The 25037-nt window shown below is 73.4% G+C and carries 26 protein-coding genes and 1 riboswitch; of the genes, 14 read left to right on the top strand and 12 right to left on the bottom strand.

Features of this window, described 5'->3' with window-relative positions:
• Positions 1-31: 31 nt before the first annotated feature.
• Positions 32-604: a TetR/AcrR family transcriptional regulator gene (locus ACFYSC_RS32600; protein WP_389969273.1), complete on the bottom strand. Its 573-nt coding sequence runs from the start codon at positions 602-604 to the stop codon at positions 32-34.
• 477 nt (positions 605-1081) lie between these two features.
• Between ACFYSC_RS32600 and ACFYSC_RS32605 the strand changes: the two genes are divergently transcribed.
• Complete coding sequence (locus ACFYSC_RS32605) at positions 1082-1429, top strand: Tn3 family transposase (RefSeq protein ID WP_389969275.1); 348 nt, start codon at positions 1082-1084, stop codon at positions 1427-1429.
• Between the two features lie 19 nt (positions 1430-1448).
• On the opposite strand, the gene ACFYSC_RS32610 is transcribed toward ACFYSC_RS32605, so the two are convergent.
• Positions 1449-1796 (bottom strand): ArsR/SmtB family transcription factor, encoded by a 348-nt coding sequence (locus ACFYSC_RS32610; RefSeq protein WP_389969277.1) that lies wholly within the window; start codon positions 1794-1796, stop codon positions 1449-1451.
• 80 nt (positions 1797-1876) lie between these two features.
• Between ACFYSC_RS32610 and ACFYSC_RS32615 the strand changes: the two genes are divergently transcribed.
• The 10 genes from ACFYSC_RS32615 (at position 1877) to ACFYSC_RS32660 (ending at position 10089) form a co-directional block, all read left to right on the top strand.
• Complete coding sequence (locus ACFYSC_RS32615) at positions 1877-2980, top strand: flavin-containing monooxygenase (RefSeq protein ID WP_389969279.1); 1104 nt, start codon at positions 1877-1879, stop codon at positions 2978-2980.
• A 112-nt stretch (positions 2981-3092) separates the two neighbouring features.
• Positions 3093-3245, top strand: coding sequence for a hypothetical protein (locus tag ACFYSC_RS32620; protein ID WP_389969281.1), 153 nt, complete (start codon positions 3093-3095; stop codon positions 3243-3245).
• Between the two features lie 26 nt (positions 3246-3271).
• Positions 3272-4684 (top strand): FAD-dependent oxidoreductase, encoded by a 1413-nt coding sequence (locus ACFYSC_RS32625; RefSeq protein ID WP_389969283.1) that lies wholly within the window; start codon positions 3272-3274, stop codon positions 4682-4684.
• Between the two features lie 13 nt (positions 4685-4697).
• Positions 4698-4961 carry a hypothetical protein gene (locus ACFYSC_RS32630; RefSeq protein WP_389969285.1) on the top strand — a complete coding sequence of 88 codons (264 nt, stop codon included), beginning with the start codon at positions 4698-4700 and terminating at the stop codon, positions 4959-4961.
• Entirely contained in the window at positions 4958-6190 is a 1233-nt protein-coding gene (locus ACFYSC_RS32635; protein ID WP_389969287.1) for an MFS transporter, read from the top strand. Before ACFYSC_RS32630 ends, ACFYSC_RS32635 begins: the two co-directional genes overlap by 4 nt.
• A 32-nt stretch (positions 6191-6222) precedes the next feature.
• Positions 6223-6624: a metalloregulator ArsR/SmtB family transcription factor gene (locus tag ACFYSC_RS32640; protein WP_389969289.1), complete on the top strand. Its 402-nt coding sequence runs from the start codon at positions 6223-6225 to the stop codon at positions 6622-6624.
• Positions 6621-7679 carry an ArsO family NAD(P)H-dependent flavin-containing monooxygenase gene (locus ACFYSC_RS32645; RefSeq protein ID WP_389969291.1) on the top strand — a complete coding sequence of 353 codons (1059 nt, stop codon included), beginning with the start codon at positions 6621-6623 and terminating at the stop codon, positions 7677-7679. Before ACFYSC_RS32640 ends, ACFYSC_RS32645 begins: the two co-directional genes overlap by 4 nt.
• A gap of 148 nt (positions 7680-7827) precedes the next feature.
• Positions 7828-8085 carry a hypothetical protein gene (locus ACFYSC_RS32650; protein ID WP_389969293.1) on the top strand — a complete coding sequence of 86 codons (258 nt, stop codon included), beginning with the start codon at positions 7828-7830 and terminating at the stop codon, positions 8083-8085.
• Positions 8082-9335 carry a M28 family metallopeptidase gene (locus tag ACFYSC_RS32655; RefSeq protein ID WP_389969295.1) on the top strand — a complete coding sequence of 418 codons (1254 nt, stop codon included), beginning with the start codon at positions 8082-8084 and terminating at the stop codon, positions 9333-9335. The genes ACFYSC_RS32650 and ACFYSC_RS32655 overlap by 4 nt, the downstream gene beginning before the upstream one ends.
• A 484-nt stretch (positions 9336-9819) precedes the next feature.
• Positions 9820-10089, top strand: a complete 270-nt coding sequence (locus tag ACFYSC_RS32660; protein ID WP_389969297.1) for a hypothetical protein — start codon at positions 9820-9822, stop codon at positions 10087-10089.
• 57 nt (positions 10090-10146) lie between these two features.
• On the opposite strand, the gene ACFYSC_RS32665 is transcribed toward ACFYSC_RS32660, so the two are convergent.
• From ACFYSC_RS32665 to ACFYSC_RS32685, 5 genes are all read right to left on the bottom strand, one after another.
• Complete coding sequence (locus tag ACFYSC_RS32665; RefSeq protein WP_389969299.1) at positions 10147-10542, bottom strand: arsenate reductase ArsC; 396 nt, start codon at positions 10540-10542, stop codon at positions 10147-10149.
• Complete coding sequence (arsB, locus tag ACFYSC_RS32670) at positions 10535-11623, bottom strand: ACR3 family arsenite efflux transporter (protein WP_389969300.1); 1089 nt, start codon at positions 11621-11623, stop codon at positions 10535-10537. The genes ACFYSC_RS32665 and arsB overlap by 8 nt, the downstream gene beginning before the upstream one ends.
• Positions 11623-12003 (bottom strand): ArsR/SmtB family transcription factor, encoded by a 381-nt coding sequence (locus ACFYSC_RS32675; protein ID WP_389969302.1) that lies wholly within the window; start codon positions 12001-12003, stop codon positions 11623-11625. The genes arsB and ACFYSC_RS32675 overlap by 1 nt, the downstream gene beginning before the upstream one ends.
• Positions 12004-12271: 268 nt before the next feature.
• Entirely contained in the window at positions 12272-12946 is a 675-nt protein-coding gene (locus ACFYSC_RS32680) for a GNAT family N-acetyltransferase (RefSeq protein ID WP_389969304.1), read from the bottom strand.
• A 41-nt stretch (positions 12947-12987) separates the two neighbouring features.
• Positions 12988-13803 (bottom strand): hypothetical protein, encoded by an 816-nt coding sequence (locus ACFYSC_RS32685; protein WP_389969306.1) that lies wholly within the window; start codon positions 13801-13803, stop codon positions 12988-12990.
• A 610-nt stretch (positions 13804-14413) separates the two neighbouring features.
• Positions 14414-14563, top strand: a riboswitch (cyclic di-AMP (ydaO/yuaA leader).
• A gap of 11 nt (positions 14564-14574) precedes the next feature.
• Here ACFYSC_RS32685 and ACFYSC_RS32690 point away from each other — a divergent pair.
• Positions 14575-15324: a glycoside hydrolase family 25 protein gene (locus ACFYSC_RS32690; protein ID WP_389969308.1), complete on the top strand. Its 750-nt coding sequence runs from the start codon at positions 14575-14577 to the stop codon at positions 15322-15324.
• Between the two features lie 87 nt (positions 15325-15411).
• Here the strand turns inward: ACFYSC_RS32690 and ACFYSC_RS32695 are convergent, their stop codons facing one another.
• The 4 genes from ACFYSC_RS32695 to ACFYSC_RS32710 all read right to left on the bottom strand — a co-directional run bounded on the left by ACFYSC_RS32695 (position 15412) and on the right by ACFYSC_RS32710 (position 22062).
• Positions 15412-16614 (bottom strand): cytochrome P450, encoded by a 1203-nt coding sequence (locus ACFYSC_RS32695; RefSeq protein WP_389969310.1) that lies wholly within the window; start codon positions 16612-16614, stop codon positions 15412-15414.
• 184 nt (positions 16615-16798) lie between these two features.
• Complete coding sequence (locus tag ACFYSC_RS32700) at positions 16799-19972, bottom strand: BTAD domain-containing putative transcriptional regulator (protein WP_389969312.1); 3174 nt, start codon at positions 19970-19972, stop codon at positions 16799-16801.
• A 127-nt stretch (positions 19973-20099) separates the two neighbouring features.
• Positions 20100-20741 carry a cysteine hydrolase family protein gene (locus ACFYSC_RS32705; protein WP_389969314.1) on the bottom strand — a complete coding sequence of 214 codons (642 nt, stop codon included), beginning with the start codon at positions 20739-20741 and terminating at the stop codon, positions 20100-20102.
• A 58-nt stretch (positions 20742-20799) separates the two neighbouring features.
• Complete coding sequence (locus ACFYSC_RS32710) at positions 20800-22062, bottom strand: MFS transporter (protein WP_389969316.1); 1263 nt, start codon at positions 22060-22062, stop codon at positions 20800-20802.
• A gap of 127 nt (positions 22063-22189) precedes the next feature.
• Here ACFYSC_RS32710 and ACFYSC_RS32715 point away from each other — a divergent pair, with 127 nt between their 5' ends.
• Positions 22190-23125 carry a LysR family transcriptional regulator gene (locus tag ACFYSC_RS32715; protein ID WP_389969318.1) on the top strand — a complete coding sequence of 312 codons (936 nt, stop codon included), beginning with the start codon at positions 22190-22192 and terminating at the stop codon, positions 23123-23125.
• 68 nt (positions 23126-23193) lie between these two features.
• Here the strand turns inward: ACFYSC_RS32715 and ACFYSC_RS32720 are convergent, their stop codons facing one another.
• A complete protein-coding gene (locus ACFYSC_RS32720) occupies positions 23194-24324 on the bottom strand; it encodes a hypothetical protein (protein WP_389969320.1) in 1131 nt (376 codons plus the stop codon).
• 146 nt (positions 24325-24470) lie between these two features.
• Here ACFYSC_RS32720 and ACFYSC_RS32725 point away from each other — a divergent pair, with 146 nt between their 5' ends.
• Complete coding sequence (locus tag ACFYSC_RS32725) at positions 24471-24956, top strand: GNAT family N-acetyltransferase (protein WP_389969322.1); 486 nt, start codon at positions 24471-24473, stop codon at positions 24954-24956.
• The last annotated feature ends 81 nt before the right edge of the window (positions 24957-25037 follow it).

Here is a 25037-nt window from a genome sequence, read left to right on the forward strand (position 1 = left end):
CGGTTACGGTGCCTGGCTGGTTCGGGCGCGATCAGGTGCAACCGGCGACAAGCAGGCGGGCCGCGGATTTCGCCTCATCCACGACGGTGCGGTCCTGGAGCAGGCGCCCGGAGGCCAGGGCGCCATCGATCAGGAGCCCGATATGCCGGGCGAGCGCCTGCGGGGCGGCGGCGCCGGCCTTCTCGCTCAGCTCGGTCAGCCATGCCTGACGGCGCTGAGTGTGCTGCACGGTGATGGTCCGGGCCTGCGAGTCGAGGTCCGCCTCGACCGCCGCACTGATGAACGGACATCCGAAGAAGCCATGCCGGTCGAAGGCGTCCGTCAGCGCGTCGAACAACCCGACGAGCTGCTCGCGAGGGCTGTCCCCGGCGCGTGCGGCGGCATCCTGCAGCTGCGCCATCCAGGAGTCGTCGGTCCTGCGCAGGTACGCCGCGACGAGCTCCTCCTTGGTATGAAAGTGCACGTACAGCGTCGATTTCGCGACGCCCGACGCCACGATGACCTGATCGATGCCCACACCGCGCAGCCCGTTCGCGTAGAACAGCTCGGCCGCCGCAGTGAGGATCTTCTCCTCGGATTTCGTCTTCCTGACTCGCGTCGCCATCACCACACCTCCTTAATCAAACAGACTAGTCCGTACGATTAAGAGCCGACAAGCCAGGGTCCGGCGCTCGGCGTCACCCGGGGGAATGTGACTCTCCGTGATGATCGAGGGACTCCGGGCGAGCGTTCAGCCCAGCACCCCAGCTGACGCTCGGCGCCCCCGAGGACCGGATTCACATCGACCGCGGCCTTTTGGCCTTCGAGGAGGCTGCGTGCAGAAATTAGCGGTAGGGAGTTGATCTTCGTACCGGTTCGATGACGGTGCTCGTTTGGGCAGGTCGCGGGGCTTACGTTCCTGGGCCATGCCCTTCGAATTTCTCTCCGATGAGTAGATCGCCCGCTATGGCCGCTTCCCCGAGGAGCCCTCGTCTGCGGAGCTGGAGCAGTTCTTCCGGCTGGATCGCAGTGCCTAGGATGCACTGGCCGCGAAACGGCGCCCAGCCAGAAGCTCGGCTGGGCCGTACAGTGCTACCGGCGGATGATCGGCACGCAGCTGAACGTACAGGAGGCCCGGCACCGGCTCGCCCGCAAGATCGCCTTCGGCAACCGCGGGCAGTTGCGCCGGCGCTACCGCGAGGGCATGGAAGACCAGCTCGGCAGCCTGGGTCTGGCGCTGAACGCGGTCATCTGGTGGAACAGTCTCTATCTGGATGCCGCCGTGCAGCGGCTGCACGCCCAAGGCTTCCCGGTCACCGACGAGATGTGCGCCCGGCTGTCACCGATCGCCTACGAGCTCATCAACTTCCTGGGCCGCTACGCCTTCACCCGCGCTGACGTCGGCTCCGGGCTGCGCCCCTTCCACGACGTGCCCGCCCCGGCCGGCTGAGCCCGCCGCCGACGGGCGGTCAGCAGCAGAACTTCAGGTAGTTCTGCAGGTCGGCGAGGATGCGGGCGACACCGTCGCGGTCGCCTCGGTAGAGCACTTCCTTGCCGTCGCGGCGGGAGGTGACGATGCCGCCGCGGCGCAGCAGGGCGAGCTGCTGGGAGGCGGCGGACTGGCTGATGCCGGCGCGTTCGGCGACCTGGTTGACCGACAGCTCGGCGCCTTGGGCGAACAGCAGCATGATCTGCTGGCGTCCGGGGTTGGCCAGGGCCTTGAGGAAGTCCTGGGCGGCCTGCGGTAGTTGCGGCGCGCACGTGGCACTCTCCGCACCGTCCTTCGGTGTGGCTGATGGCGTTGCGGTCTCGGCCATGCCTGCTCCCTCCTTTTCACTGCACCCTACCCTCATACCAACTTATTGACATATTAGAAAATGACGGTACGTTCTGCGGCATGCCCATCGACAACGACAACATCGTGATCGTCGGAGCCGGACAGTCCGGCCTGGCCGCCGCGCACGCCGCCCTGGATCAGGGACTACGGCCCCTACTGCTGGAAGCCTCCGATCGGGCCGCCGGATCCTGGCCGCGCTACTACGACAACCTGGCCCTGTTCTCGCCCGCCCGCTACAGCAGCCTGCCCGGCATGGCCTTCGGCGGCGACCCCGAGCGCTACCCGCACCGCGACGAGGTCGTCACCTACCTGGAGCGGTATGCCGCCGCCCTGATCGAGCGCGGCGCCGAGCTGCGCACCGGCGCCCGCGTCCAGGCCGTCCACCTCGTCGGCGAGCCCGGCGTGAGCGGCTTCCTCGTTCGCCTGGCCGACGGGCAGGAGCTGACCGCTCCTGCCGTCATCGCGGCCAGCGGTTCCTTCGGCCGCCCACACCGGCCCGCGTTGGCCGGCCTGGACACCTTCACCGGCCCGGTGCCGCACGTCGCCGACTACCGCGCACCGGCCTCGCTGCCCGGTGAGCACATCATCGTGGTGGGGGCGGGCAACTCGGCGGTCCAGGTCGCCTACGAACTGGCCGCCGAGCGCCGGGTGACGCTGGCCAGCCGGGAGCCGATCCGGTTCGTGGACCAGCGCCCGCTGGGACGTGACCTGCACTTCTGGTTCCGCCTGACCGGGTTCGACCGGCTGCCGCTGGCCCGCGCCGAGGCCCCGCCCGCCTCGCCGGTGCTCGATGACGGCCGCTACCGCCGGGCGCTGCGCAAGGGCCGCTACACGCGCAGGGCGATGTTCGCCCGTCTGGAGGGCGATCACGCGGTCTGGCCCGATGGCGGGCGTGAGCGCGTCGATGCGGTGCTGCTGGCCACCGGCTATCGGCCGAACCTGCCCTATCTCACCGACCTGGGCGCACTGGACGACGGTGGTCACCCGCGCCAGCGCCGCGGCCTGTCGCTGACCCATCCCGGCCTGGGCTACCTGGGCCTGGAGTGGCAGCGCACCCCCTCCTCCAACACCCTGCGCGGCGTCGGCGCGGACGCCGCGCACGTAGTGGGGATGCTCGCCCGTCACCTGCGCGGCGCTCCCCGGCGCGCCGGCCGGCAATCCTGAGGCTGCCCAGGTACTCCTGTCCCGCCTCGACCACAGGCTGATTTGACTTTCATCTAAGCAGTGACGCATGATGACTCCTGCTTAGATAAACTTCTATCCAAAGGGGTGCGTGATGCGCGCTCTGTTCACCCGACGCCGCCCGTCCACCGACTGGACCGGCTTCACCGTCGACAAGGCCACCTCGCGGGTGTGCGACCTTGACTGCCGCGCCGATGCCGCCATCGAGCGCGCCCGCCTCTACGCCATGTTCCCGTCCTTCCGCTAGCCCACGCGCCCACCTGGAGAGCCGTCATGAGCGACAGTTGCTGCGGCACCACCGCGATCGAGATCGAGCAGTTCACCACTCCCCAGCAGACCGCCCCGGGGGTGACCGGCTTGCCGGTCGTCGTGATCGGCGCCGGGCCGGTCGGACTGGCCGCCGCCGCCCACCTGGCCGAGCGCGGCATCGACTTCCTCCTCCTGGAAGCCGGTGAGCAGGTCGCCGCGTCGATCGCGCAGTGGGGACACGTGCGGGTGTTCAGCCCGTGGAAGTACAACATCGACGCCGCAGCCCGCCGCCTGCTGGAAGCCGGCGGCTGGAGCGCGCCCGACCCCGACTGGCTGCCGACCGGCGCCGAGCTGATCGATGACTACCTCACCCCGCTGGCCAAGCTGTTCGGCGACCGGGTCCGCCTGGGCGCGAAGGTGAGCGCGATCAGCCGCCTCGGCTACGACCGCGTGCGCACGGCAGGCCGCGAGCAGGTGCCGTTCCTCATCCGCCTGGCCGACGGCACCGAACTGACCGCCCGCGCGATCATCGACGCCTCCGGCACCTACACCAGCCCGAACGTGCTGGGCGCCAGCGGCCTGCCCGCCCACGGCGAGCACGAGGTGTTCGTCGACCACGCCCTTCCCGACGTGCTCGGCGCCGACCACGACCGCTACCAGGGCAGGCACACCCTGGTCGTGGGGGCCGGCCATTCGGCCGCCACCACCCTGCTCGCACTGGCCGAGCTGCCGGGCACGCCGATCACCTGGGCGATCCGCGGCGGCAGCGCCACCCGCACCTACGGCGGCGGCGACGCCGACGCGCTCCCGGCCCGCGGCGCGCTCGGCACCCGGCTGCGCGCCCACGTCGAATCCGGCCGCATCACGCTGCTGACCGGCTTCTTAACCCACCGCGTCAACGCCACCGGCCGGGGCGTCGAGGTGGTCAGCCGCGACCCTTCCGGCCGCGAGCAGAGCGTCACCGTGGACCAGGTCGTGAGCGCGACCGGCTACCGCCCCGACCACTCCATCGCCTCCGAACTGCGCCTGGACCTGGACCCGGTGCTCGGCTCCCCCCGTGCCCTGGCCCCGCTGATCGACCCCAACCAGCACTCCTGCGGCACCGTCCCGGCGCACGGCGTGGACGAACTCGCTCATCCCGAGCCCGGCTACTACGCGGTCGGCGTCAAGAGTTACGGCCGCGCCCCGACGTTCCTGATGGCCACCGGCTATGAGCAGGTCCGCTCCGTGGTCGCCGCGCTGGCCGGAGACTGGCAGGCGGCCCGGGACGTGCAGCTCGACCTCCCCGAGACCGGCGTGTGCTCCTCCGGCCTGGCCGAGGCCCAGGAGCAGCGCGTCGGCCTGGCCACCGGCATCAGCGGCGGCCTGCTGGCGTCTCCGCTCCCGCCGGCCACCGTCGGAGCTCCGGCGGAGTCCGGCGGCAGCTGCTGCGGCTGAAAGGAAGCACCTGATGTCTGACGGCTACCCCACCGCCGCCCAGAAGGAAGCGCTGCGCCTCATCTGCGACCACGAGCCGATGCCCGCCCACCGGCTGGGCGACGCCCTGGTCGCCGCCCGCAAGCCCAGCACCAACCCCGGCTACGGCCCGGCGATCGCCCGGATGGCGGGAACGCTCGCCTGGCGGCTGCGGGCCCAGGGCTTCATCGCCGAAACCCTTGCGGGCGACTGGGCGACCACGGCTGAGGGCCGCGCACTGATCGCCTGCCCCGCATGAGTTCCCCCGCCGAGACCGCCGCCCTCCAACAGGAGGGCGGCGGTCCTCCGCGTTGCGGACATGGCCGTCGGATCGTCGCCGCGCTGGCCGTCACCCAGACCATCGGCTACGGCGTGCTCTACTACGCCTTCTCCGTCTTCCTCTCCCCGATGGCCCACGACCTGCACACCGGCACCGCCCAGGTCGCCGCCGCGCTGACGGTATCCGTGCTGATCACCGCCGTCTGTGCCCCGCTCGCCGGGCGGTGGCTGGACGCCCACGGCGGGCGCGCCCTGATGACGCTCGGTTCGCTGCTCGGCGCCGGGGCGGTGCTGACCTGGTCGCAGGTCACCGCGCTGTGGCAGCTCTACCTGGTCTTCGCCGCCATCGGCATCGCCTGCTCGACGGTGCTGTACGAGGCCGCGTTCGCCGTCATCATCGCCTGGTACGGCGCCGACGCGCGAGGCCGTGCGCGAGGCATCCTGGCGCTCACCATCGTCGCCGGGTTCGCCTCCTCGATCTTCATCCCTCTCACCGGCCTGCTGGTCGACGCCTACGGCTGGCGCCAGGCCCTCGTGGTCCTCGGTCTCGTCTACGGCCTGGCGGCGGTCCCGCTGCACGCGCTGGTGATCCGCCGCCGCCCGGCTCACGCTCGCACCTCCGAGGCCGCCGGGGAACGCGCCGACCTCCTCAGGGCAGCCGTGCGCCGCCGTCCGTTCCGGCTGCTGGTGATCGCCTTCACCGCCAGCGGCGGCGCGGTCGCCGTCATCGCCGTCGTGCTGATCACCTACCTCATCCATCTCGGCCACAGCCCGGTCCTGGCCGCCACTCTCGCCGGACTGCTCGGCGTCCTGTCGGTCACCGGGCGGCTGGTCACCACCGGCCTGCAGACCCGCCTGCCCGCCGCTCTCATAGCCGCCGCGATCTATACGCTGCAAGGCGTCGCGGCGCTGCTCCTGCCGGTCCTGGGAGCGAGCGTCGCGGGCGTGATCGGCTGCGTCCTGCTCTTCGGGCTCGGCTTCGGCATCGGCTCCATCACGCTGCCGCACCTGCTCGTGCAGCGGTACGGCACCGCCGCCTACGCCAGCCTGTCAGGGCGGATCGCGCTCTTCTCCGTCGCAGACAAGGCCCTGGCTCCCCTCGGCGCGGTCGCGCTCGCCCAAACCGCAGGTTATGGCTGGGTGATGAGCGCGGTGGCCGTGGCCTGCGCGATCGCGGCGTTCGCGCTGCTCGCCTACCACCGCCTATAATTTAGACCGGCATCGAATTAAGGAGTCGCGTCATGGCCGCCCTCTCCACCACCCCGTGCTGCGCGCCGATCGCCCGAGAGCCGCTCGGCGAGGCCGACGCCGTCGAGCTGGCCACGCTGCTCAAGGCCGTCGCCGACCCGGTACGGCTGCGCCTGCTGTCGATGATCGGCTCGCATGCCGGCGGCGAGGCGTGCGTGTGCGATCTCACCGGCGTGTTCGACCTGACCGCACCCACCATCTCCCACCACCTGAAGGTGCTGCGCACCGCCGGGCTGATCGACGGCGAACGCCGCGGCACCTGGGTCTACTACCGCATCATCCCCGAGACGGTGAACAAGCTGGGCGCGCTGTTCGCCCCGCTCACCGATTCTGCTCCTGGACCCGACCCCCAGCCCGCGGCGGGTCGCACTGAGCTGGAGCTGCTTCCGGCATGACGGCCGCCCCTGGGTCCGTCGACGTCCTGGTGATCGGCGGCGGGCAGGCGGGCCTGGCCATGGGCTATTACCTGCGGCGTGCAGGTGTCGACTTCGTCATCCTGGACGCCGGGCAGGCCCCGGGGGGTGCCTGGCTGCACGCCTGGCCGTCCCTGCGGCTGTTCTCGCCCGCGCAGTACAGCTCCCTGCCCGGCCGGATGATGCCGATTCCGGACGACGGCGGCTATCCGGACGCCGCCCACGTCGTCGCCTACCTCACCGACTACGAGCAGCGCTACCGGCTGCCGATCGTCCGCCCGGCCGTCGTGCAGGCCGTGCGACGTGCCGGCGACCGTCTCGCCGTGGACAGCAGCGCCGGCACCTGGCACGCCCGCATCGTCGTCAGCGCCACCGGCACTTGGTGGCGTCCCTACGTCCCTCACTACCCCGGCATCCGTGACTTCGGCGGCGAGCAGCTGCACACCGCCGGCTACCGCGGACCTGAGCCGTTCCGCGGCAAGTGCGTACTGGTCGTCGGGGGCGGCAACTCCGCCGCCCAGATCCTCGCCGAACTCTCCCAGGTCGCCCAGACCACCTGGGCGACACTGCGCCCGCCCCGGGTGCTCCCTGACGAGATCGACGGCCGCGCCCTGTTCGACCTGGCCACCCGCCGCCACCAGGCCGCCCTGACCGGACAGAACGCCGACAGCATCGCCGACCTGGGCGACATCGTCGCCGTCACGCCCGTGCGCGAGGCCCGCGACCGGGGCGCACTCAAGGCCGAGCCCATGTTCTCCCGCATCACTCCCGGCGGGGTGGCGTGGGCCGACGGCAGCACGACGGCATGCGACGTGATCGTGTGGTGTACGGGCTTCCGGCCCGCCCTGGCCCACCTGGCCCCGTTGCGGCTGCGCGGCCCCGGCGGCGTGATCGGCACCGACGGCACCCGCGCCCTGGCCGAGCCACGCCTGCACCTGCTCGGCTATGGCGACTGGACCGGCCCCGCCTCGGCCACTCTTATCGGCGCCGGCCGCACCGCCCGCCAGCTGGCCGCAGAGGTCATCGCCCAGCTTTAGGCGCACGCACTTCGGTGTCATTCACACCCTTGATTCGACTTACGTCTATCTTGACGAACATCTAAGCAGCGTGAGATCGTGGCTCCTGATTCGACATACATCTAAGTGTTGATGGTCTCGACCTCGCACCGGCAGAAGGGCAACCACCATGACGACGAACCAGACCAGCGGCGGCTTCACCAGCGACCTGGCAGAGGCTTTCGCACCGCCCGCCGCCGGCGGCTGCTGCGGAACCCCCTCCTCCGCCTCCCCGGCCAGTGACACGGCCCAGCAGGCAGAGGCAGCCGCCACCGCCTGCTGCGGCAGCACGGCCGTCGCCCAGCAGACCGCCCAGGCCGGCTGCTGCGGTCAGGCCCCAACCGCCGCTCCGGCCGCCGAGGCAGCCTCCACCGGCTGCTGCGGATGACCTCCACCACGCCGGACCTCCCTCAGGCGCCCGGCCTGGCCGCCGTCGTGGAGCGGGTGTCGGCGGCGCGGATGCTGGCCACGGTGCACGAGCTGGCCCGCGACCACTACGCGGGTCGGCGCGTGGGCACGCCCGGAGGCGGCGCCGCCGCCGCATGGCTCGCCGAGCGGCTACGCGAGCTGGGCGCGAAGGTCGAACTCGACTCCTTCCCCGTCGCCGACGTACGGGAGCTGTACGCCACCCCGGTGCTCGAATGGAGCGCAGGCGATCAGGCGCTGCGCCTGGAACACCGCCGGGACTTCGTCGAGCACCTCGCCTCCGCCGACTCGCCGCATCCGCACACCGCGCCGCTGGCCGCCACCTCCGATGCCGACCTGCGCGGCCGATGGGTGCTGGCCGAGGCCGGAGACTGGGCGCAGGCGTGCGAACGAGCCGAGGCCCACGGCGCGGCCGGAGTACTGGCCGCGCGCGGCACCGACGCCGAGGGGTGGATGCCCAAGATGATCGCCGGACCGGCCCCTCGCGCCGTCCCGATCATCGCTCTGCGCACCGACCTGCACGCCCGCCTGGCCGACGCCCTGGCGGTCGGGCCGGTGCAGGTGACCGGGTCGATGCCGCTGCGGCAGGTCGCTGCGGACGGCCGCAACGTCTGCGCCCGCTTCCCCGCCTCCTCCCGCGCCGGGGGCGCGGGGAGCGGGACGCGGGTACTGCTGACCGCGCACTACGACGGCGTGGGCGACGATCCCGGCGTACGGCTGCCCGCGGCCGCCGACAACGCCTCTGGCGTGTCCGCCGTTCTGGAGGCCGCCCGCGTCCTGACGGCCGCCCCGGCCCTCCGGGCCGATCTGTCGGTGGCCTTCCTGGACGCCGAGGAGAGCGGGGCATGGGGCTCGGCCCGCCACGCGCCCGCCCTGCCGTCCGGCACGCTGGTGATCAACCTCGACGGCGCCGCGCACCTGCACCAGGCCGCCTCCGTCGAGGCCGGCGGACCCGCCCACGCCCTGCTGGCCACCCTCGACCAGGCCGCCCGCCTGGTTGACGTGCCCTTGCGGGCCGGCGCGATGGCGTCTGACAACCGCCGCTACGCCGCCGCCGGACTGGCCGCGATCGGCATCGGCATGGGCATGCCCGGTTACCAGACCCCCGCCGAAACCCCCGACCGCGTCCAGCCGGACACCCTGGTGGCAGCGGCTCGGCTGTTGGTGGCCACCGTGTGGCTCCTGGCGCCCTCGATCGTCTCAGCACTGTGACGGGCGTGCGCGGTGCCGTGGTGTGAGCGGGATCGTCATGGACGTGCGTCGGCCTCCGGCGACGTGGCGGACGACTCCAGCGGCGATCCGAGCGTCGGCTGCGGGAAGGACGAGGACTGGGCGGACGAAGGCACCGTCGCTGGCGGCGTCTCGACAGGCGGTTCGGCGGGCTCGCCTTCTACGCGACGGGTCAGCTGGCGGCGCGCCAGCGTGAGGCGGCGTACAGGCCGGCCGCGGCGGAGGCCACCTGCAGGGGGCCGGTGAGCAGGTCGAGAATCTGCATGACGTTCTTTCTCATGAAGGCGAGCACGCCGTCAGGCGGCCCGCAGGGCGTACGGGAACTGCTCCTCAGCACAGCGGCAACCGAGGGTGACTAGCCAGATCAGGGGCCAGGCGCAGACCGAAGTGATGCCAGGGCCGATCGTCCGGGGCCACCCCGGCGGGCCGGCCCCGCATCGACGGCCATTCGGGGCCAGGGGCGTCGATGGAACAGGCCGCGGCCCAGGTGGCGCGGCAAACCGTCGCCGAGCTGGCGGCTGACCTGGTCCGTCGCCATCCGAAGCTGGAGGTGGATCTGCTGGTCCTCATGCAGGAGATCGCCCGGGTTGCGGCGCGGGACTACCTCAAGGAACTGGCTGCCGAGGTGGCGCGGCGCAACCCGAACCTTGAGATGGATCTGCTGCTTGTGATGCAGGAGGCGGTCGCCCCGACGGGGCGTGAGGTGGTCCGGGAGATCGCCCGAGGCATCACCTGACGGCAGCCATCCGGCGGCGCGGGACCGGACGTCACACGCCGCCCTGATGTGATGCGGCTACAGCTGCGTGATCAGCTTCTCGATCCGGGCGCGGATGTCGTCACGGATCTCGCGGACGGCCTCGATGTCCTGCCCGGCGGGGTCGTCGAGCTTCCAGTCCTCATACCGCTTGCCGGGGAAGATCGGGCAGGCGTCGCCGCAGCCCATGGTGATGACCACGTCGGACGCCTCGACCGCGTCGACGGTGAGGATCTTGGGCTGGGCGGTGGTGATGTCGATGCCCACCTCGCGCATCGCCTCGATGGCGACGGGGTTGACCTGATCGGCGGGGGCCGATCCTGCGGAGCGGACCTCGATGCGGCCTGCGGCCAGGTGGACGAGCCATCCGGCGGCCATCTGGGATCGGCCGGCGTTGTGCACGCAGACGAACAGGACGCTCGGCTTGTCAGGCACCTACGGGCTCCTTGCTGAACAGGCGGCGGCCGGCCAGGCTGACGTAGACCAGGGCGACCAGGACGGGGACCTCGATGAGCGGGCCGACCACTCCGGCCAGGGCCTGGCCGGAGGTGACGCCGAAGACCCCGACCGCAACCGCGATGGCCAGCTCGAAGTTGTTGCCGGCGGCGGTGAAGGCGAGCGTGGTCGTCTTGTCGTACGGCAGGCCGATCGCCTTGCCGACCGCGAAGCCGCCGCCCCACATGAGGGCGAAGTAGGCCAGCAGCGGCAGTGCGATGCGGGCCACGTCGCCGGGCTGGGAGGTGATGGTGTGGCCTTGCAGGGCGAACAGGATGACGATGGTGAACAGTAGCCCGTACAGGGCGATCGGGCCGACGCGCGGCAGGAAGCGCTGCTCGTACCAGTCTCGGCCCCGGGCGCGCTCTCCGAGCTTGCGCGAGGCGTAGCCGGCGGCCAGCGGGATGCCCAGGAAGACCAGCACGTAAAAGGCGATGTCGAAGGCCGAGACGTCGAGTGCGGCCTGCGTCAGGCCGAGCCGGCCAGGCAGCACCTGCAGGTAGAACCAGCCCAGCGCGCCGAAGGCGACCACCTGGAAGATGGAGTTGAGCGTGACCAGCACCGTGGCGGCCTCCCGGTTGCCGCAGGCCAGGTCGTTCCAGATGAGCACCATGGCGATGCAGCGGGCGAGCCCGACGATGATCAGGCCGGTGCGGTACTCGGGCAGGTCCGGCAGGAAGATCCAGGCCAGCGCGAACATCAGCGCCGGGCCGAGCACCCAGTTGAGCAGCAGGGAGGAGAGGAGCAGGCGGCGGTCGCCGGTGACGGTGCCGAGCCGGTCGTAGCGGACCTTGGCCAACACCGGATACATCATCAGCAGCAGGCCGAGCGCGATCGGCAGCGAGATCTCACCGATCTTGACGGTGTCCAGCGCGGTGTCCAGGCCGGGCACCAGACGCCCGAGCAGCAGCCCTGCGCCCATGGCCGCGATGATCCACACCGGCAGGAACCGATCCAGCACCGACAGAGCGCCGATCACCCCGGCTGGCGGCGCGGTGGCCTGTGCGGGTTGAGCCGACATCACCGCGGCACCGCCGCTGCAGCGGCCGTCACGCCGGCGGGCTCATTGGCGGGCAGGGTCAGCAGCGCCGACAGCTCGCCCAGCGTCTCGGACACCAGCCGGTAGTACACCCAGGAGGCGCGCCGCTCAGAGGTCAGCAGCCCCACCTCCTTGAGCACCTTGAGGTGGTGGCTGATGGTCGGCTGGGACAGCTCGAAGGCGTCGGTGATGTCGCACACGCACGCTTCGCCGCCGGCGCGGCTGGCCACGATCGACAGGATGCGCAGCCGTACCGGGTCGCCCAGCGCCTTGAACACGCGCGCCACCCCGGCCGCCTGCCCGGCGTCCAGCGGCTCGCGGGTCAGCGGCGGGCTGCACTCCAGGAGTTCCAGAGGTTCCACACGTCCTCCATATAGACATTCATCGAAATCGATACTTCTCTATATTGACATACATCGATTTCAGGGGGAGATCGGAGGAGTCGCGACGGAGTTCGCAACAGCGAGGCCCTCAGCCATCACGTGTGCGTGTCACCTCTCGGCGAAAAGCGCAACGCGGCCCCAGACGAACGGTGTTCCACGAAGGCGAAAGGTGAGGCCCGGGACACCGGGCACACCGGCCGCGGGTTGTGCGACCATCGCCCGGCAGCCGATGTTCCCGGGCGGCGATTCAGGTTCCGGTCGAGGTGCTGCGGCGCTCGATCATCACCACGTCCCGCCAGACGCCGTGGTGGCGGCCGATCCGCTCGCGGATGCCGACCACCCGGAAACCGAGCGCCCGGTGCAGGGCCAGGCTGGCGGCGTTCTCGGGGAAGACGCCGGACTGGATCGTCCAGACGCCGGCGTCCTGGCTGGCGGAGACGAACGCCGCCAGCAGAGCCCGGCCGATCCCCTGGGCCTGGCAGCCCGGGTGGACGTAGACGCCGTGCTCGACCACCCCGGCGTAGACGGGGCGGGCCGAGACCGCCGAGGCGGCCACCCAGCCGAGCACCTGGCCGGTGCCGGTGTCGCAGGCCACGTGGCGCAGGTGCGGCAACCTGGCCGCGGTGAAGCCCTCCCAGCTCGGGGCGAGGGTCTCGAAGCTGGCCTGGCCGGTGTCCAGCCCGGCCTGATAGATGGCCAGCACCTGTTCGGCGTCGCGTCGGCGCATCGGCCGGATCTCCACCCCCGGCGGAGCGTCGGGCCCGGCGGCCTGGGCGGTCGCCGGTCGCGCGCCGGGTTCCTCATGGCCGGCCGCGCCGGAGCGGCCCCGCCCGAAGGCATCCTGCTCGTGGCCGTCGGCCGTCCGACCGGCGGCGTCCTGGGCCGGCACGGAGCGGCGGCCGGTGATCTCATCGTGCGCCATTACCGGTGCTCCTTCACTCGCGGGTGGGCGCGGCCCCCAGGTTAGGGAAGGTCGTTGCTTCTGCGGTAGTCGTTCCACGCCCGGACGCAGAAGTCGTGGCGCCAGTCGTCCGGCCGGAAGTCGCGGCAGGCGTAGGCGGTGTCGAACCGGAGCCCCACGCCGCCGGAGCCGTCGTGGCCGCCGGGACCGGCGGAGGTGTCCCGGGCGTCACGGGCGTCACGGGCCGGGGCACCGGGAGCGCCGCCGTCGGCCCGGCCCCGCGGTCCGGCCTCGGGGGCGGGCGCCCCCGGGCCGTGCCCGTGCCCGTGCCCGTGCCCGCGGTCGTGCGGGGCGTGCGGCGGGCGCGAGAGGCCCCGTGTCTCCCGGTGGCCCGGCCTGTCGCCTCCGGCCCCGGCCCCCGCCTCCGTTCCCGCTTCCGTCCGCGTAGCGGCCTCCGGCGTACGGCGTGCCGCGGCGTGCCGCCGCTCCTCCCCCGGGGCGCGGCCGTCCGGGGTGTCCGCCGCGTCGGCCCGGGGCCGCACCAGGCGTGGTTTCAGCTCGCGGACGACCATGACCCTGCCGGGTTCGGCGGAGGGCGTGCGGGCGGCCTGCGGCGGGTGGACGACCGCGGTGCCGTGCGGGGCGAGCGACGGCGCGGGCAGCGGGGCCGCCACGGCGGAGGGCCGGTCGTCCAGCGGGGACCGGCCGGAGGTCCAGACGCCGAGCCCGGCGGCCGCCAGGAAGGCGCCGATCAGCGCCGGGCGCAGCAGCCGGTCGCGCCGGAGACGCGGACCCGTCCAGGAACGCGGCCGTTCCCCGGCCGGGTGGCGCGGCCGACCGGCGAGGGCGATGCCGGCGTCCACCAGCGAGCCGTGCATGAACGGGTCTCCGGGGCTCTGCGCCGGACCGTCGTACCGGGCCTCGGGGCGGACCGGCGGACGGGACGGGGACGCGGCGGACCCGGGCGGGCCGCCCGGGGGCCCGCCGTACGGCATGCGACCGCGGGGGCCCGCACCGGAACCGCGCCCGCGGGCCGGACCATGATCATCCTGCATCTCGCCTCCCCGTCGCCGGATCCGATCTCCCCCCAGCCTGCCGAACATCACGGTCCGTATGCGTCAGGTAACGGCGCGCTCTTACGGAGCTGTTACCAAGGGGACACCACGAATCCCTACAGACCGGACGTATGGCCGAGATGCGGCCGCCGTGGCGACCGCCGGGAAGTCCGGTCGCCACGGCGGGCGGCCCGGTTCCCGCCCGGTCCGGGACGGCGAGGCGTCAATTTTTACCATGGGCCCCGATCCCCTGCGGGCAGGGTGGTCCGACACCCTCCGGATCACCGGCGCGATCCGCTCCGCCGCAGGTCACTTGCCCTTTCCGTGGGGCAACGCATACCTTTTGTCATCGCGGCGCGAAAGCCGCCCCAGCGGCACGAGAGCCGCTCCATCGACTGGACCCGACGCCGTTTCCGTGGCAATGCCCGCCGACGGCGTGCGGACGCCGAATCCGCGCCTTCCCAGCGGAACCGGGGACCCACCTTTTCCGGGGTGAATCGGACGACTTCTCATCGACGCGTCCGTAGGGCACTTCCATGCCCGAACCCGACAGCTAACCCGGTAGGCGACATGGAAGCAAGGAGCCGACACCCCATGCGCAACCCCCGGATCAGCACGCTCGGAAACCGTCTCGGCCTGGCCCTCGCGGGCACGGTCCTGACCGGCGCCGCCCTCGGCGGCATCGCCCCCGTCACGGCCTCCGCCTCGCCCGCCGGGCACATCGCGGCCGCCCAGCGCGTCTCCCAGCAGGAGGCGGGCCCGCTCACCTACGGACTGGACGTCTCCAACTACCAGCCCGCCTACGACTGGAGCACCAGCTCCGCCCAGTTCGGCATCATCAAGGCCACCGAGGGCACGACGTTCCGCGACCGCTCCTTCGCCAGGCACTGGAGGGAGCTGGACAAGAAGGGCATCGTGCGCGGGGCCTACCACTTCGGCCACCCGGGCAACGACCCGATCGCCGAGGCCGAGCACTTCCTGTCCGTCGTGGACGCGCAGCCCGCCAGGCGCGGCGACCTGCTCGTCCTGGACCTGGAGGCCACCGACGACCGCTCCGTCGAGCAGGTCAACGCCTGGGCCAAGGCGTGGCTGGCACACGTGAAGGCCAGGACCGGCGTCACGCCGATGTTCTACAGCGGCCTGAACTTCGCCGAGACCTACGGCGCGGGGCTGGAGCAGTACCCGCTGTGGGTGGCCGCCTACGGCCGGGAGAAGGGCGCCGTGACGCCCCCGGCCGGCTGGAAGGCGTGGACGATCCACCAGTACTCGGACTCGCCCATCGACCAGAACGTCTCCGCGCTGAGCCCGGACCAGCTCCGCGCCCTGGGCCGCCGGTCGGCGTGACCGGCGGGCCGGGGCGCCGGCCGGCCCGGTGTCCGTCCCACCCGGACCACCGGGTGGGACGGACACCGCCACGCCCGCCCTCGGCGGTCAGGCGTCCCAGGTGACCGGGAGGCTCTTCACCCCGAAGATGTCCGCCACCTCCGGGCGCAGCGCGACCTCCTCCGCCGGTACGGCCAGGCGCAACGAGGGGAAGCGGTCCAGCAGCGCGGGGAACGCGACCCGCATCTCGACCCGGGCCAGCTGCTGCCCCAGGCACTGGTGGACGCCGTGGCCGAAGGCCACGTGCCCGCCCTCCCGCCTGCGCAGGTCGAGCACGTGGGGGTCGGTGAAGCGCTCGGGGTCGCGGTTGGCGGCGTGGTTCGACAGGACGACCGTCGTACCGGCCTCGATGATCCGGCCGCCCAGCTCGACGTCCTCCAGCGCCGTCCTCATGAACATCTTGGCGACGGTCAGATACCGCAGCAGCTCCTCCACGGCCCCGTCGGTGAGCGCCGGATCGGCGCGCCACGCGGCGAGCTGCTCCGGCTCGCGCAGCAGCGCGAAGGTGCCCAGCGCCAGCATGTTCGCGGTGGTGTCGAGCCCGGCCGCCAGCAGGATCAGGCTCATCCCCCTCAGCTCCTCGTCGGTCAGGTCGCCGTCGGTGAGGTCGCTGAGCACGTCGTCGGTCGGGGCGGCGCGCTTGGAGGCCACCAGCTCCGCGAGGTAGCCCTGGGTCGCGGTGTAGGCCGCGAACAGGTCCTCGTCGCTCGTCTCCCCGTTGAGGAACTTGTCGATGTTCTCCTGGAAGGAACCCCGGTCCTCGTACGGCACGCCCAGCAGCTCGCAGATCACGACGGCGGGGATCGGCTTGGCGAACGCGGTCACCAGGTCCGCCGGCGGCCCGGTCTTCTCCATGGCGTCCAGGTGCTCGGCGGTGATCTGCTCGATCCGCTCGGTGAGCAGGCGCATCCGCCGTACGGTGAACTTCCCCATCAGCGGTTTGCGGTACCGGCTGTGCCGCGGGTCGTCCATGAGGATGAACTCGCCCGGTCCCGCCGGAGGGACGGTCTCCACGCCGCTGTAGTCGATGTACGGGTGATGGAGCATGAACTCCTTGCGCGAGCTGAACCGCGGGTCGGCCAGGACCGACCGGACCAGGTCGTACCCGGTGACCAGCCAGCCCCGGTGCCCGTCGGGGAAGACGTAGCGGCTGATGGGGCCCTGCTCGCGCGCCTCGACCAGCTCCGACGGCGGGTCGAAGGGACAGCCGGGCCGGCGCTCGGCGGGCAGCCCGGTGACGGTGTGTTCCATGGTGGTTCCTCTCGTCGGCCTTCAGGGCCGGGTCTCAACGGCGTCCACCATCGCCCGCCGCGCTGACACCGGGCCGTCGCCGTACTGACACGGCCGCTGACACGCCCGCCGGCGCCGCCCCGCGCCGGACCCGGTCGCCGCAGGGACCCCGGCGGCGTCCGCGCCGCCGACCGGCGCGCGACGCTCACGGGCCGAGGGCGGTCTCGGCCAGCTCGTGCCAGTCGCGCCGCCGCCCGTCGCGGATCGCCTCGGCGAACGCGGTCCCGCCGAGGCGGCTCCGTGCCTCCCCGGCGATCCTGGAGACGTCCGGCTGCGAGAGATCCGGGGTGCCGCGCACGGCGTCGCTCGCCGCGAGCAGCCGCGCGGCCCGCTCGTGGTCCCCCCGGCGCAGCGCGAGATCCGCGATCCCGACCAGCACCCCGGCGATCGCCTGCGGATATGCCGTCTCCACGGCCGCGCGGAGCGCCTCGCTGCGGTGCGCGCGGGCCTCGTCGAGGTCATCGGCGAGGTAGCCGTACAGGTCAGAGGCCCTGACGCGGAGCCAGACGTCCGGTTCCCCCTCCTCGCTCAGCGTCGCCCGGGCCGCGGCCAGGTGCCGGCGCGCCTGGTCCGGCTCGCCGCGCCAGCGCGCCAGTTGCGCCTTCGAAAGCGCCAGCTCGGCGAGCACGTACGCGTCCGGCCAGGCGATCCCGTCCGCGCACCGCTGCGCCTCGGCCATGGCGGAGGCGCAGGCCCGCTCATCGCCCAGCAGCCAGTACAGCTGGGCCTGTCGCGCCCGCAGGCCGACCACGTCCTCGGCCGCGCCGACCTCGGTCAGCGCCACGACCGCCTCCTCGTAGTGCTCGCACGCGCGCGCGAACTCACCGCGCATGGCGAGCCGGTCGGCCAGGAAGGCCAGCGCCAGCGAGATCCCCGACCGTTCTCCCAGCGCGCGGAACTCGGCGAGGGCGATCCCGGCGTCGGCGTCCACGCCGGTCTCGTCGCCGCCGTGGGTGAGCCGCAGCCGGCCGCGCGTGAGCCTGGCCTGCGCGCGCACCCACGGATCGTCGTCGGCGATGAGCGGCTCGAACGCGGGCAGGAACTCCGCCGGCTCCCGCAGCATCCGCTCCAGCGGCGCGACGAACCCCAGCAGCGGGTTACTGTGCCCGCCGCGCCGGGTGAGCCGGTGCGCCCGCAGGATCCACTCCCGTGCCCGGTACTGGTCGCGGCCGGGCCCGGAGGTCGCGAACACCGTCACCAGGAGGTACGCCATCGCCCGCACCTCGTCGGGCACCTCACCGGGCGCCTCGTCGGGCAGTGAGGCCGCCGCGACGCTCAACTCGGCGCCCTCGGTCCGGTACCCGCTGAGGAACCAGTACCAGCCCACCGCGGTGACCAGCCGCATCGCCTCCCCTGCCCATCCGGCGGCGATCGCCCGGCGCAGGGCCGCGCCGATGTTGTCGTGCTCGGCTCTCAACACGGCCAGCCACTCCAGCTGCCCGGCCCGGCGCAGATGCGGCTCGGCCGTCTCGGCCAGTTCGGTGAAGTGGGCGAGGTGCGCCCGGTGCGCCCGCTCGATCTCCCCGGCTTCGGCGAGCCGGTGCGCCGCGTACTCCCCGATGGTGTCGAGCATCCGGTAGCGCGGCGCGCCGTCGCCGCCGGCGATCAGCAGCGACTTCTCGGCCAGCGCGGTCAGCAGGTCGAACACCTGCTCCCCGCCGGACGCGCCGTCCCCGCACACCCGTTCGGCCGCCTCCAGGCTCGCCCCGCCGGAGAACACCGAGAGCCGCCGCAGCACGCGGCGTTCGGCCTCGGTCAGCAGATCCCAGCTCCAGTCCACGACCGCGCGCAGCGTCCTGTGCCGGGGAAGCGCCGTACGGCTGCCGCCGTTCAGCAGGCGGAACCGGTCGTCGAGCCGGTGCGCCAGCTGGTCGACGGACATGGTGCGCAGCCGCGCCGCGGCCAGTTCGATCGCCAGCGGCATCCCGTCGAGAGCCCGGCAGATCCGCGCCATGGCCGACAGGGTGCCCGCACCCGTGCCGATGTCCTGGCGCACCAGACCCGCACGGTCCCGCAGCAGCCGCACCGCGGGCGAGGACCCGGCCTCGGAGGGGTCCGCTCCCTCGGCGGGCGACGCGAGCGGTCCGACCTGCCACAGCACCTCCCCGATGATGCCGAGCGGTTCCCTGCTCGTGGCGAGGATCCGCAGCCTCCGGCATTCGCCCAGGAGCCGGTCCGCGAAGGCCGCGGCGGCCTCGATCACGTGCTCGCAGTTGTCGAGAATCAGCAGGGTCGCGCGCTCGCGGAGCGCGGCGGCGAGCCGGTCCGCCGGTTCCCCGCCCCGCGCGCCGCCGAGCAGGCCCTGGTCGCGCAGGCCGATCGCGGTGAGCGCGGCCTGCGCGAGGTCGCCGTCCGCCCGCACCGGGGCCAGCTCGACCAGCCACGCCCCGTCCGGCAGCCCGGCGAGCATCGTCCGGGCGGTCTCCGTGGCCAGCCTGGTCTTGCCGGAGCCGCCCGGCCCCGTCAGGGTGACCAGCCGGTGCCCGCGGACGAGGGCGGCGACCGCGGAGACGTCGTCGTCCCTGCCGACGAAACTCGTCAGCTCGGCGCGCAGGTTCGTCCCGCGGTTCTCCGTACGCCCGCCCGGCTCGCCCGGCTCGCCGCGGAGCAGCGCGACGTGCAGGGCGGAGAGTCCGGCCGACGGGTCGGCGCCCAGCTCCTCGGCGAGCCGCTCGCGTGTCCGCCGGTACACGGCCAGCGCCTCGGCCGTGCGCCCCGCCTCGGCGAGCGCCCGCATCAGGGCCGCTGCGAACCCCTCCCGCAGCGGATACGCGGCGACCAGCCCGGTCAGCTCGGAGACCAGCTCCGGACCGCGGCCGAGGCGGAGGTCCGCCTCCACCCGGTCCCCCAGCGCGGTGACACGGAGCTCCTCCAGGCGCGCGACCGCGGCGTCGAACGCGTCGCTGTCGCGCGGCGCGATGTCCGCCATGGCCGTGCCGCGCCACAGCGCGAGGGCCGAGCGCAGCAGCTCCGCCCGCGCCGCGGGCCCGGCGGCGCGGGCCAGGCCGGTCAGGTGCTCGAACCGGCACACGTCCACGGCGTCGGGGTCGACGACCAGCCGGTACCCGCCGGAGTCCGCCTCGATCGCACCGTCCGGCAGCGCCCTGCGCAGCCTGGACACCAGTGCCTGCAGGGCGTTCGCCTCGTCCGCGGGCGGCCGCCGCCCCCAGATCCAGTCGACCAGCCTCGCCCGCGTGACGGCCCGGCCCGGTTCGAGGGCGAGTACGGCCAGCAGCGCGCGCAGCCGGACCCCGGGGACCTCCACCACGGCCCCGTCACCGTTCCGGACCTCGAACGGTCCCAGCAGCCCGACTCGCACACCGGTGATTGTCCCGCACACCGGCGACCGTCCCCGGACTCCGGAACCGGTCCCCGGGGGTGAGGCGGACACGGCCCGGTGAGGGCCGCCGGTGGTCCGGCCGCTGACGGCCGCCGATCGTCGATGGTCATGTCCCGCCGGTCCCCGCCCCGCCCGTCCCCGCCCGGCCGGGCCGGTTCTCCCGCAGGAGCGAACGCAGCCCGGCGGTGTCGATGATGTGGGCCATTCTCGGGAGGACGCCGGTCATCAGGGTCCGGTGGGTCTCAGGGTCCGGGTCGGCGACGCCGTCGGAGAGGACGTGGAGCCGGTAGTCGCGGTCGGCGGCGTCGGCGACGGTGGACAGCACGGCGCCGCCGGTGGCGACGCCGGCGATGACCAGGGTGGTGATTCCGCGCTCCCGCAGCCGCCGGTCCAGGTCCGTCGTGGACAGCGCGCCGTAGCGGGTCTTACGGACGGTGATGTCACCGGGCGCGGGGGTGAGCCGGTCGTGGAAGGCGGTGCCGGGTTCCTCGTGGTGCATGAGGCGCTGTTGCGCGATGAGGGAGAAGGTCCTGTTGGCGGGCGGGACCGCCGCCCAGTCGGCTTCGGTGAATCCGACTCGCACGTGGGCGATGACGGCGCCGTGCGCCCGCATGTCGGCGACGGCGCCGGCCACCCGTGACGGCAGAGCCTCCGGATCGCCCGGGAGCGAGGCCAGGATTCCCCGCTGGCAGTCCAGGACGAGCAGCGCGGCCGTACGGGGGTCCAGGGCCGGGGTCGTGACGGTCATTCTCTCTCCTTGGATGATGAGGGACACCCTGGCGCGCGGGGTCGCGCGCCTGGGCCGATCAGGCGTGATCCGGCTCCGGCTCCCGTTCCGGCTCCGGCTCCGGTTCGGTGAGGGGCGCCGCGGCGCGGCGGGGAAGCAGCAGCGGGGTCGCCAGCAGGAGCACGCCGGCCAGGCCGATGGCCGTGCGCGGGCCGAGCAGGCCGCCCAGCACTCCCCAGACGGCCGTCAGGAGGGCGGTCGAGACCCTGGTCGTCACCGTCCAGGCGGACAGCACGCGGGTGACCCGGCCGGTCGCGGTGCGCTCCAGACGGTAGGCGGCGTGAACGGGGTTGAAGACCCCGCAGCAGAGGATGAGCCCGAGTTCGACGCCCATCACCAGCAGCAGCCCCCCGGTGCCCGGCCCCGTGAAGGCCAGGCCGACGGGCCAGAGTGCACGCAGCGCCCCGGTCACGACCAGGACGCGGTGCCGTCCGAACCGGGTGACGAGGGGACGGGCCAGTCGCGAGCCGAGCAGCCCGCCGATCGCGGGCGCGGCGAAGGCGAGGCCGTACTGCCAGGGCGCGAACCCGAGCTCGCCGAGCATCAGGACGGCGAGCAGCGCGTCGATGGCCATCACCAGGCCGTTGAACAGGGCGGTGTTGAGGAACAGCGGGCGCAGCGCCGGGTCGGCGAGGACGTACCGCCAGCCGTCGAGCAGGTCCCCGGCCCGCATGCGCGTGGCCTCCCGGCGTTCGGGCGGCGGCTCGTGACCGCCGATCGCACGGATGCCCAGGGCCGAGAGCAGATAGCTGGCCGCGTCGGCCGTCACCGTCGCCACCGGGCCGAGAAGCCCGATCGCGGCCCCGCCCAGCGGCGGCCCGATGATCGTGGCCGTCCAGGACGTGGCCTCGAACCGAGCGTTGGCGACGAGCAGGTCCCCCGCCGGCAGCAGCGTCTTCAGGTACGCGCCGGAGGCGGCGCGGAAGATGATGTCGGCCGCGGTGACGACGACCGAGACCAGCAGGAGCTGGACGAAGGAGAGCACGCCGAACGCGAAGGCGGCGGGGATCGTCAGCAGCGCCGTGAACCGGAGCAGGTCCATCCCGATCAGCACCGGCCGTTTGCGGCGGAACTCCACCCACGGGCCGAGCGGCACCGCCACGGCCGCGCCCGCCGCCGCCCCCGCGGAGGACAGCGCCGCCACCTCCGCCGGTCCGGCGTGCAGCACCTGGACCGCGATCAGCGGGAACGCGCCGAAGGCGAGCCACGTGCCGAGGGCACTGGTCCCGTACGCTCCCCAGAGCCACCCGAACCGCCGCCCCAGCCGATGCCCGTCCCGCATGCCCGACGCCTCTCATCCGTACAACCGATCCGTGATCGAGAAGCATCAAAGCGAGCATCTTTCCTGGGATCAAACAACCGGAAGGCCACCTGGACACAACCGGTGGTTGTGTCCCTAGGGTGTGCGCATGGATCTCGACACCGTCCGGACCTTCGTCGCCGCCGCCGACGCGGGGCAGTTCCAGGAGGCCGCCGCCGAACTGGCGGTCACCCAGCAGGCCGTCTCCAAGCGCATCGCCGCGCTGGAACGCGACCTCGGCGTGCGGCTGTTCACCCGCACGCCGCGCGGCGCCGAGCTCACCATCGACGGGCAGGCGTTCCTGCCCCACGCCCGGGAGCTGCTGCGCGCCGCCGAGCGCGCGGTCGCGTCGGTGCGCGCCGGCAGCCGTCCGCTGCGCGTCGACGTGATCACCTCACGCAGCGCGCAGTCGGGCCTGATGCGCGGCTTCCACCGCGCGCACCCCGAGATCGAACTCGACGTGGTGATGCTGTTCGACATCGAGAGGGCCGTCGCCGCCATCCGGTCCGGTGCGATCGACGCGTCCTTCCGCGCCGTCGCCGCGCCCGGCCGGCCCCTTCCCGAGGGCGTCGAGTCCGTCCGGGTGATCGACGAGCCGCTCCAGCTCCTCGTCGGCCCCGGCCACGCGCTGGCGGCCGCCCGGTCGGTGCCCCTCGCCCGGCTCGCCGGGCACCGGATCTGGATGCCCGGCGTCGTCCCCGGCACCGAGTGGGCCGCCTACTACGACGACCTCGTCGCCGAGTTCGGCCTCACCATCGAGGTGACCGGCCCCAACTTCGGCTCCGACGCGCTCCTCGACACCATCGCCGACACCCCGGCCCTGGCCACCTTCATGGGCGGGCAGACCCGCCTCGTCTGGCCCGCCGGCCACGGCCTGCGCCGGATCCCGGTGACCGATCCCACGCCCGTCTACCCGCACTCGCTCCTGTGGCACCGCGACAACCCACACCCCGCGCTGGCCGTCCTCCGCGCCCACCTCGCGGCCACGGCGGCCGGCCACGGCGCCGCCGGGACCTGGGCGCCGGACTGGGCGATCCCGCGCTGAGCGCCGCCCCGGGGACCGGAGTCTCCGGAACCCCGGCCGCCATCCCACCGCCGCCCGCCGTCCCGTCGCTATCCGGCGGCGCGCAGTTCGGCGGTGACCGCCCGCTCCCGCAGCGCCGCGGCCTCGGCCTGCAACGCCTCGATCCGCTCGCGCAGGTCCGCGGTCCTCATCTGCTCCAGGGCCAGCCGGGTGCGGGCCTCGTCCCGCTCCGCGCGGGCCTGGGCGACCTCGTCCGCGGCCCGGTCGCCGGCCTCGGCCACCCGGCGCGTCGCCCGCTTCTCGGCGTCGGCCGCCCGGCGTTCCGCGCGGGTCGTCCGGATCCTGGCCTCGGACGCCTCGGCCTGGGCCTTGGCCCGCGCCCGCGCCTCCTCGTCGGCGCGGGCCAGCGCCCGGTCCCGCTCCGCCTCCAGCATCCGGGCGCGGGCCTCGGCGGCGGCGACGGCCCGTTCGGCCGCGGCCCGCGCCTCCTGCGCCTCCTCCGCCGCCCGCCGGGCCAGGTCGCGCTCGGCGTGCGCCCGCCCGGCCAGCTCCCGCTCGTGCGCGGCGCCCGCCTGCGCCTGCCGGGCCGCGGTCTCGGCCGCCTCCACCCGCTCCGCCATCTCCCGCACGCCCGTGTCCATGGCGGCCTCGGCCCGCTCGGCCCGCCGCCTGGCCTGCTGCTCGGCGTTCCTGGCCAGGCGTTCGGTGGCGGCGGCCTCGTGCAGCGCGGCCAGGGCCTGCTCCCGGGCGGTCTCGGCGTCGGCCAGCGCGGTGTCCCGCTCGGCGTTGGCCTCCTCCACCTGCCGCACCATGGCGTCGCGCTCGCGCCGGGCGTGACCGGCGGCCTCGCGGGCCAGCCGTACCTGCTCCAGCGCCTGCTCGCGCTCGGCGTGGGCGAGCGCCACCCGGGTGTGCGCCTCGGCCTGCACGGCGCTGAGCCTGGCCTCCACCCCGGCCGGGCTCAGCTCGTCGGACAGGGCCTGGGCCAGCGGGGCGATCGCCGCCGCCATGCCCTTCTCCATGCGGTCGTACAGCTCCTCGGCCCGAGCCAGCGCGCCCTCCAGGCCCGGCGCGGCCCGCTTCAGCTCCCGCTCCCGTTTGGCCATCGCCTGGCAGCTCCCCTGCGGGCAGTAGGCCCGGGGGCGGCCCCGCCCGGGGCGCTGCTCGATCGGCGCACCGCAGTGCCTGCATGCCGTCACCACGCCCGCGTCCTTGACCACCGGACGAGCGTAGCCTTTTCCAATTTCCAGAAATAAAAAAACAGTAATTCGTTCATGGGCGTGTCGTGGTGCTCGCCCGCCGGGCGCGTCCCTGAGACCATCCGTCCGGCCGCGCGGCCGGTGGGGCGTGGTGGTTGGATGTCCGCATGATCGTGCGCGATGTCCGCCCCGAGGAGATGAAGAGCGCCGGAGAGCTCCGGGTCGCCGCCTACGACGCGCAGGGACTGCTGGACGCCAGCCCCGGCTACGCCGCCACCCTGCGCGTCCTGGGCGCCGACGGCCCCGGCGAGGTGCTGGTCGCGGTGGAGGAAAATCGGCTGCTGGGCACGGTCATGTTCGAGCCCCGGCACGAGGGCAGCGAGGTGGCGCGCGACCCCGGAGAAGGTGAGATCAGGGCGCTGGCCGTGGCGCCGGACGCCCGCGGGCGGGGCGTCGGCCGCGCGCTGGTGCGGGCCGCCACCGACCTCGCGGTCCGCCGGGGCGTCGGGCTCCTGCTGCTGTCGACGCAACCGGCGATGACGACCGCCCGGCGGCTGTACCTCTCGGAGGGCTTCCGCCGCCTCCCCGAACGCGACTGGCGGCCCGTCCCCTCCCTCACGCTGCTGGCCTACGGCCTCGACCTGCCCCGCTGACCCCGGTCTCACCGCGTCCCGCGGAGAAGCCGTGGCGCGGTGAGAGGATGGGCGGTGTGAACGTTGCGAAACGGAACAATG

The organism is Streptosporangium sp. NPDC004379 (assembly GCF_042873875.1).
Taxonomy (GTDB): Bacteria; Actinomycetota; Actinomycetes; order Streptosporangiales; family Streptosporangiaceae; genus Streptosporangium.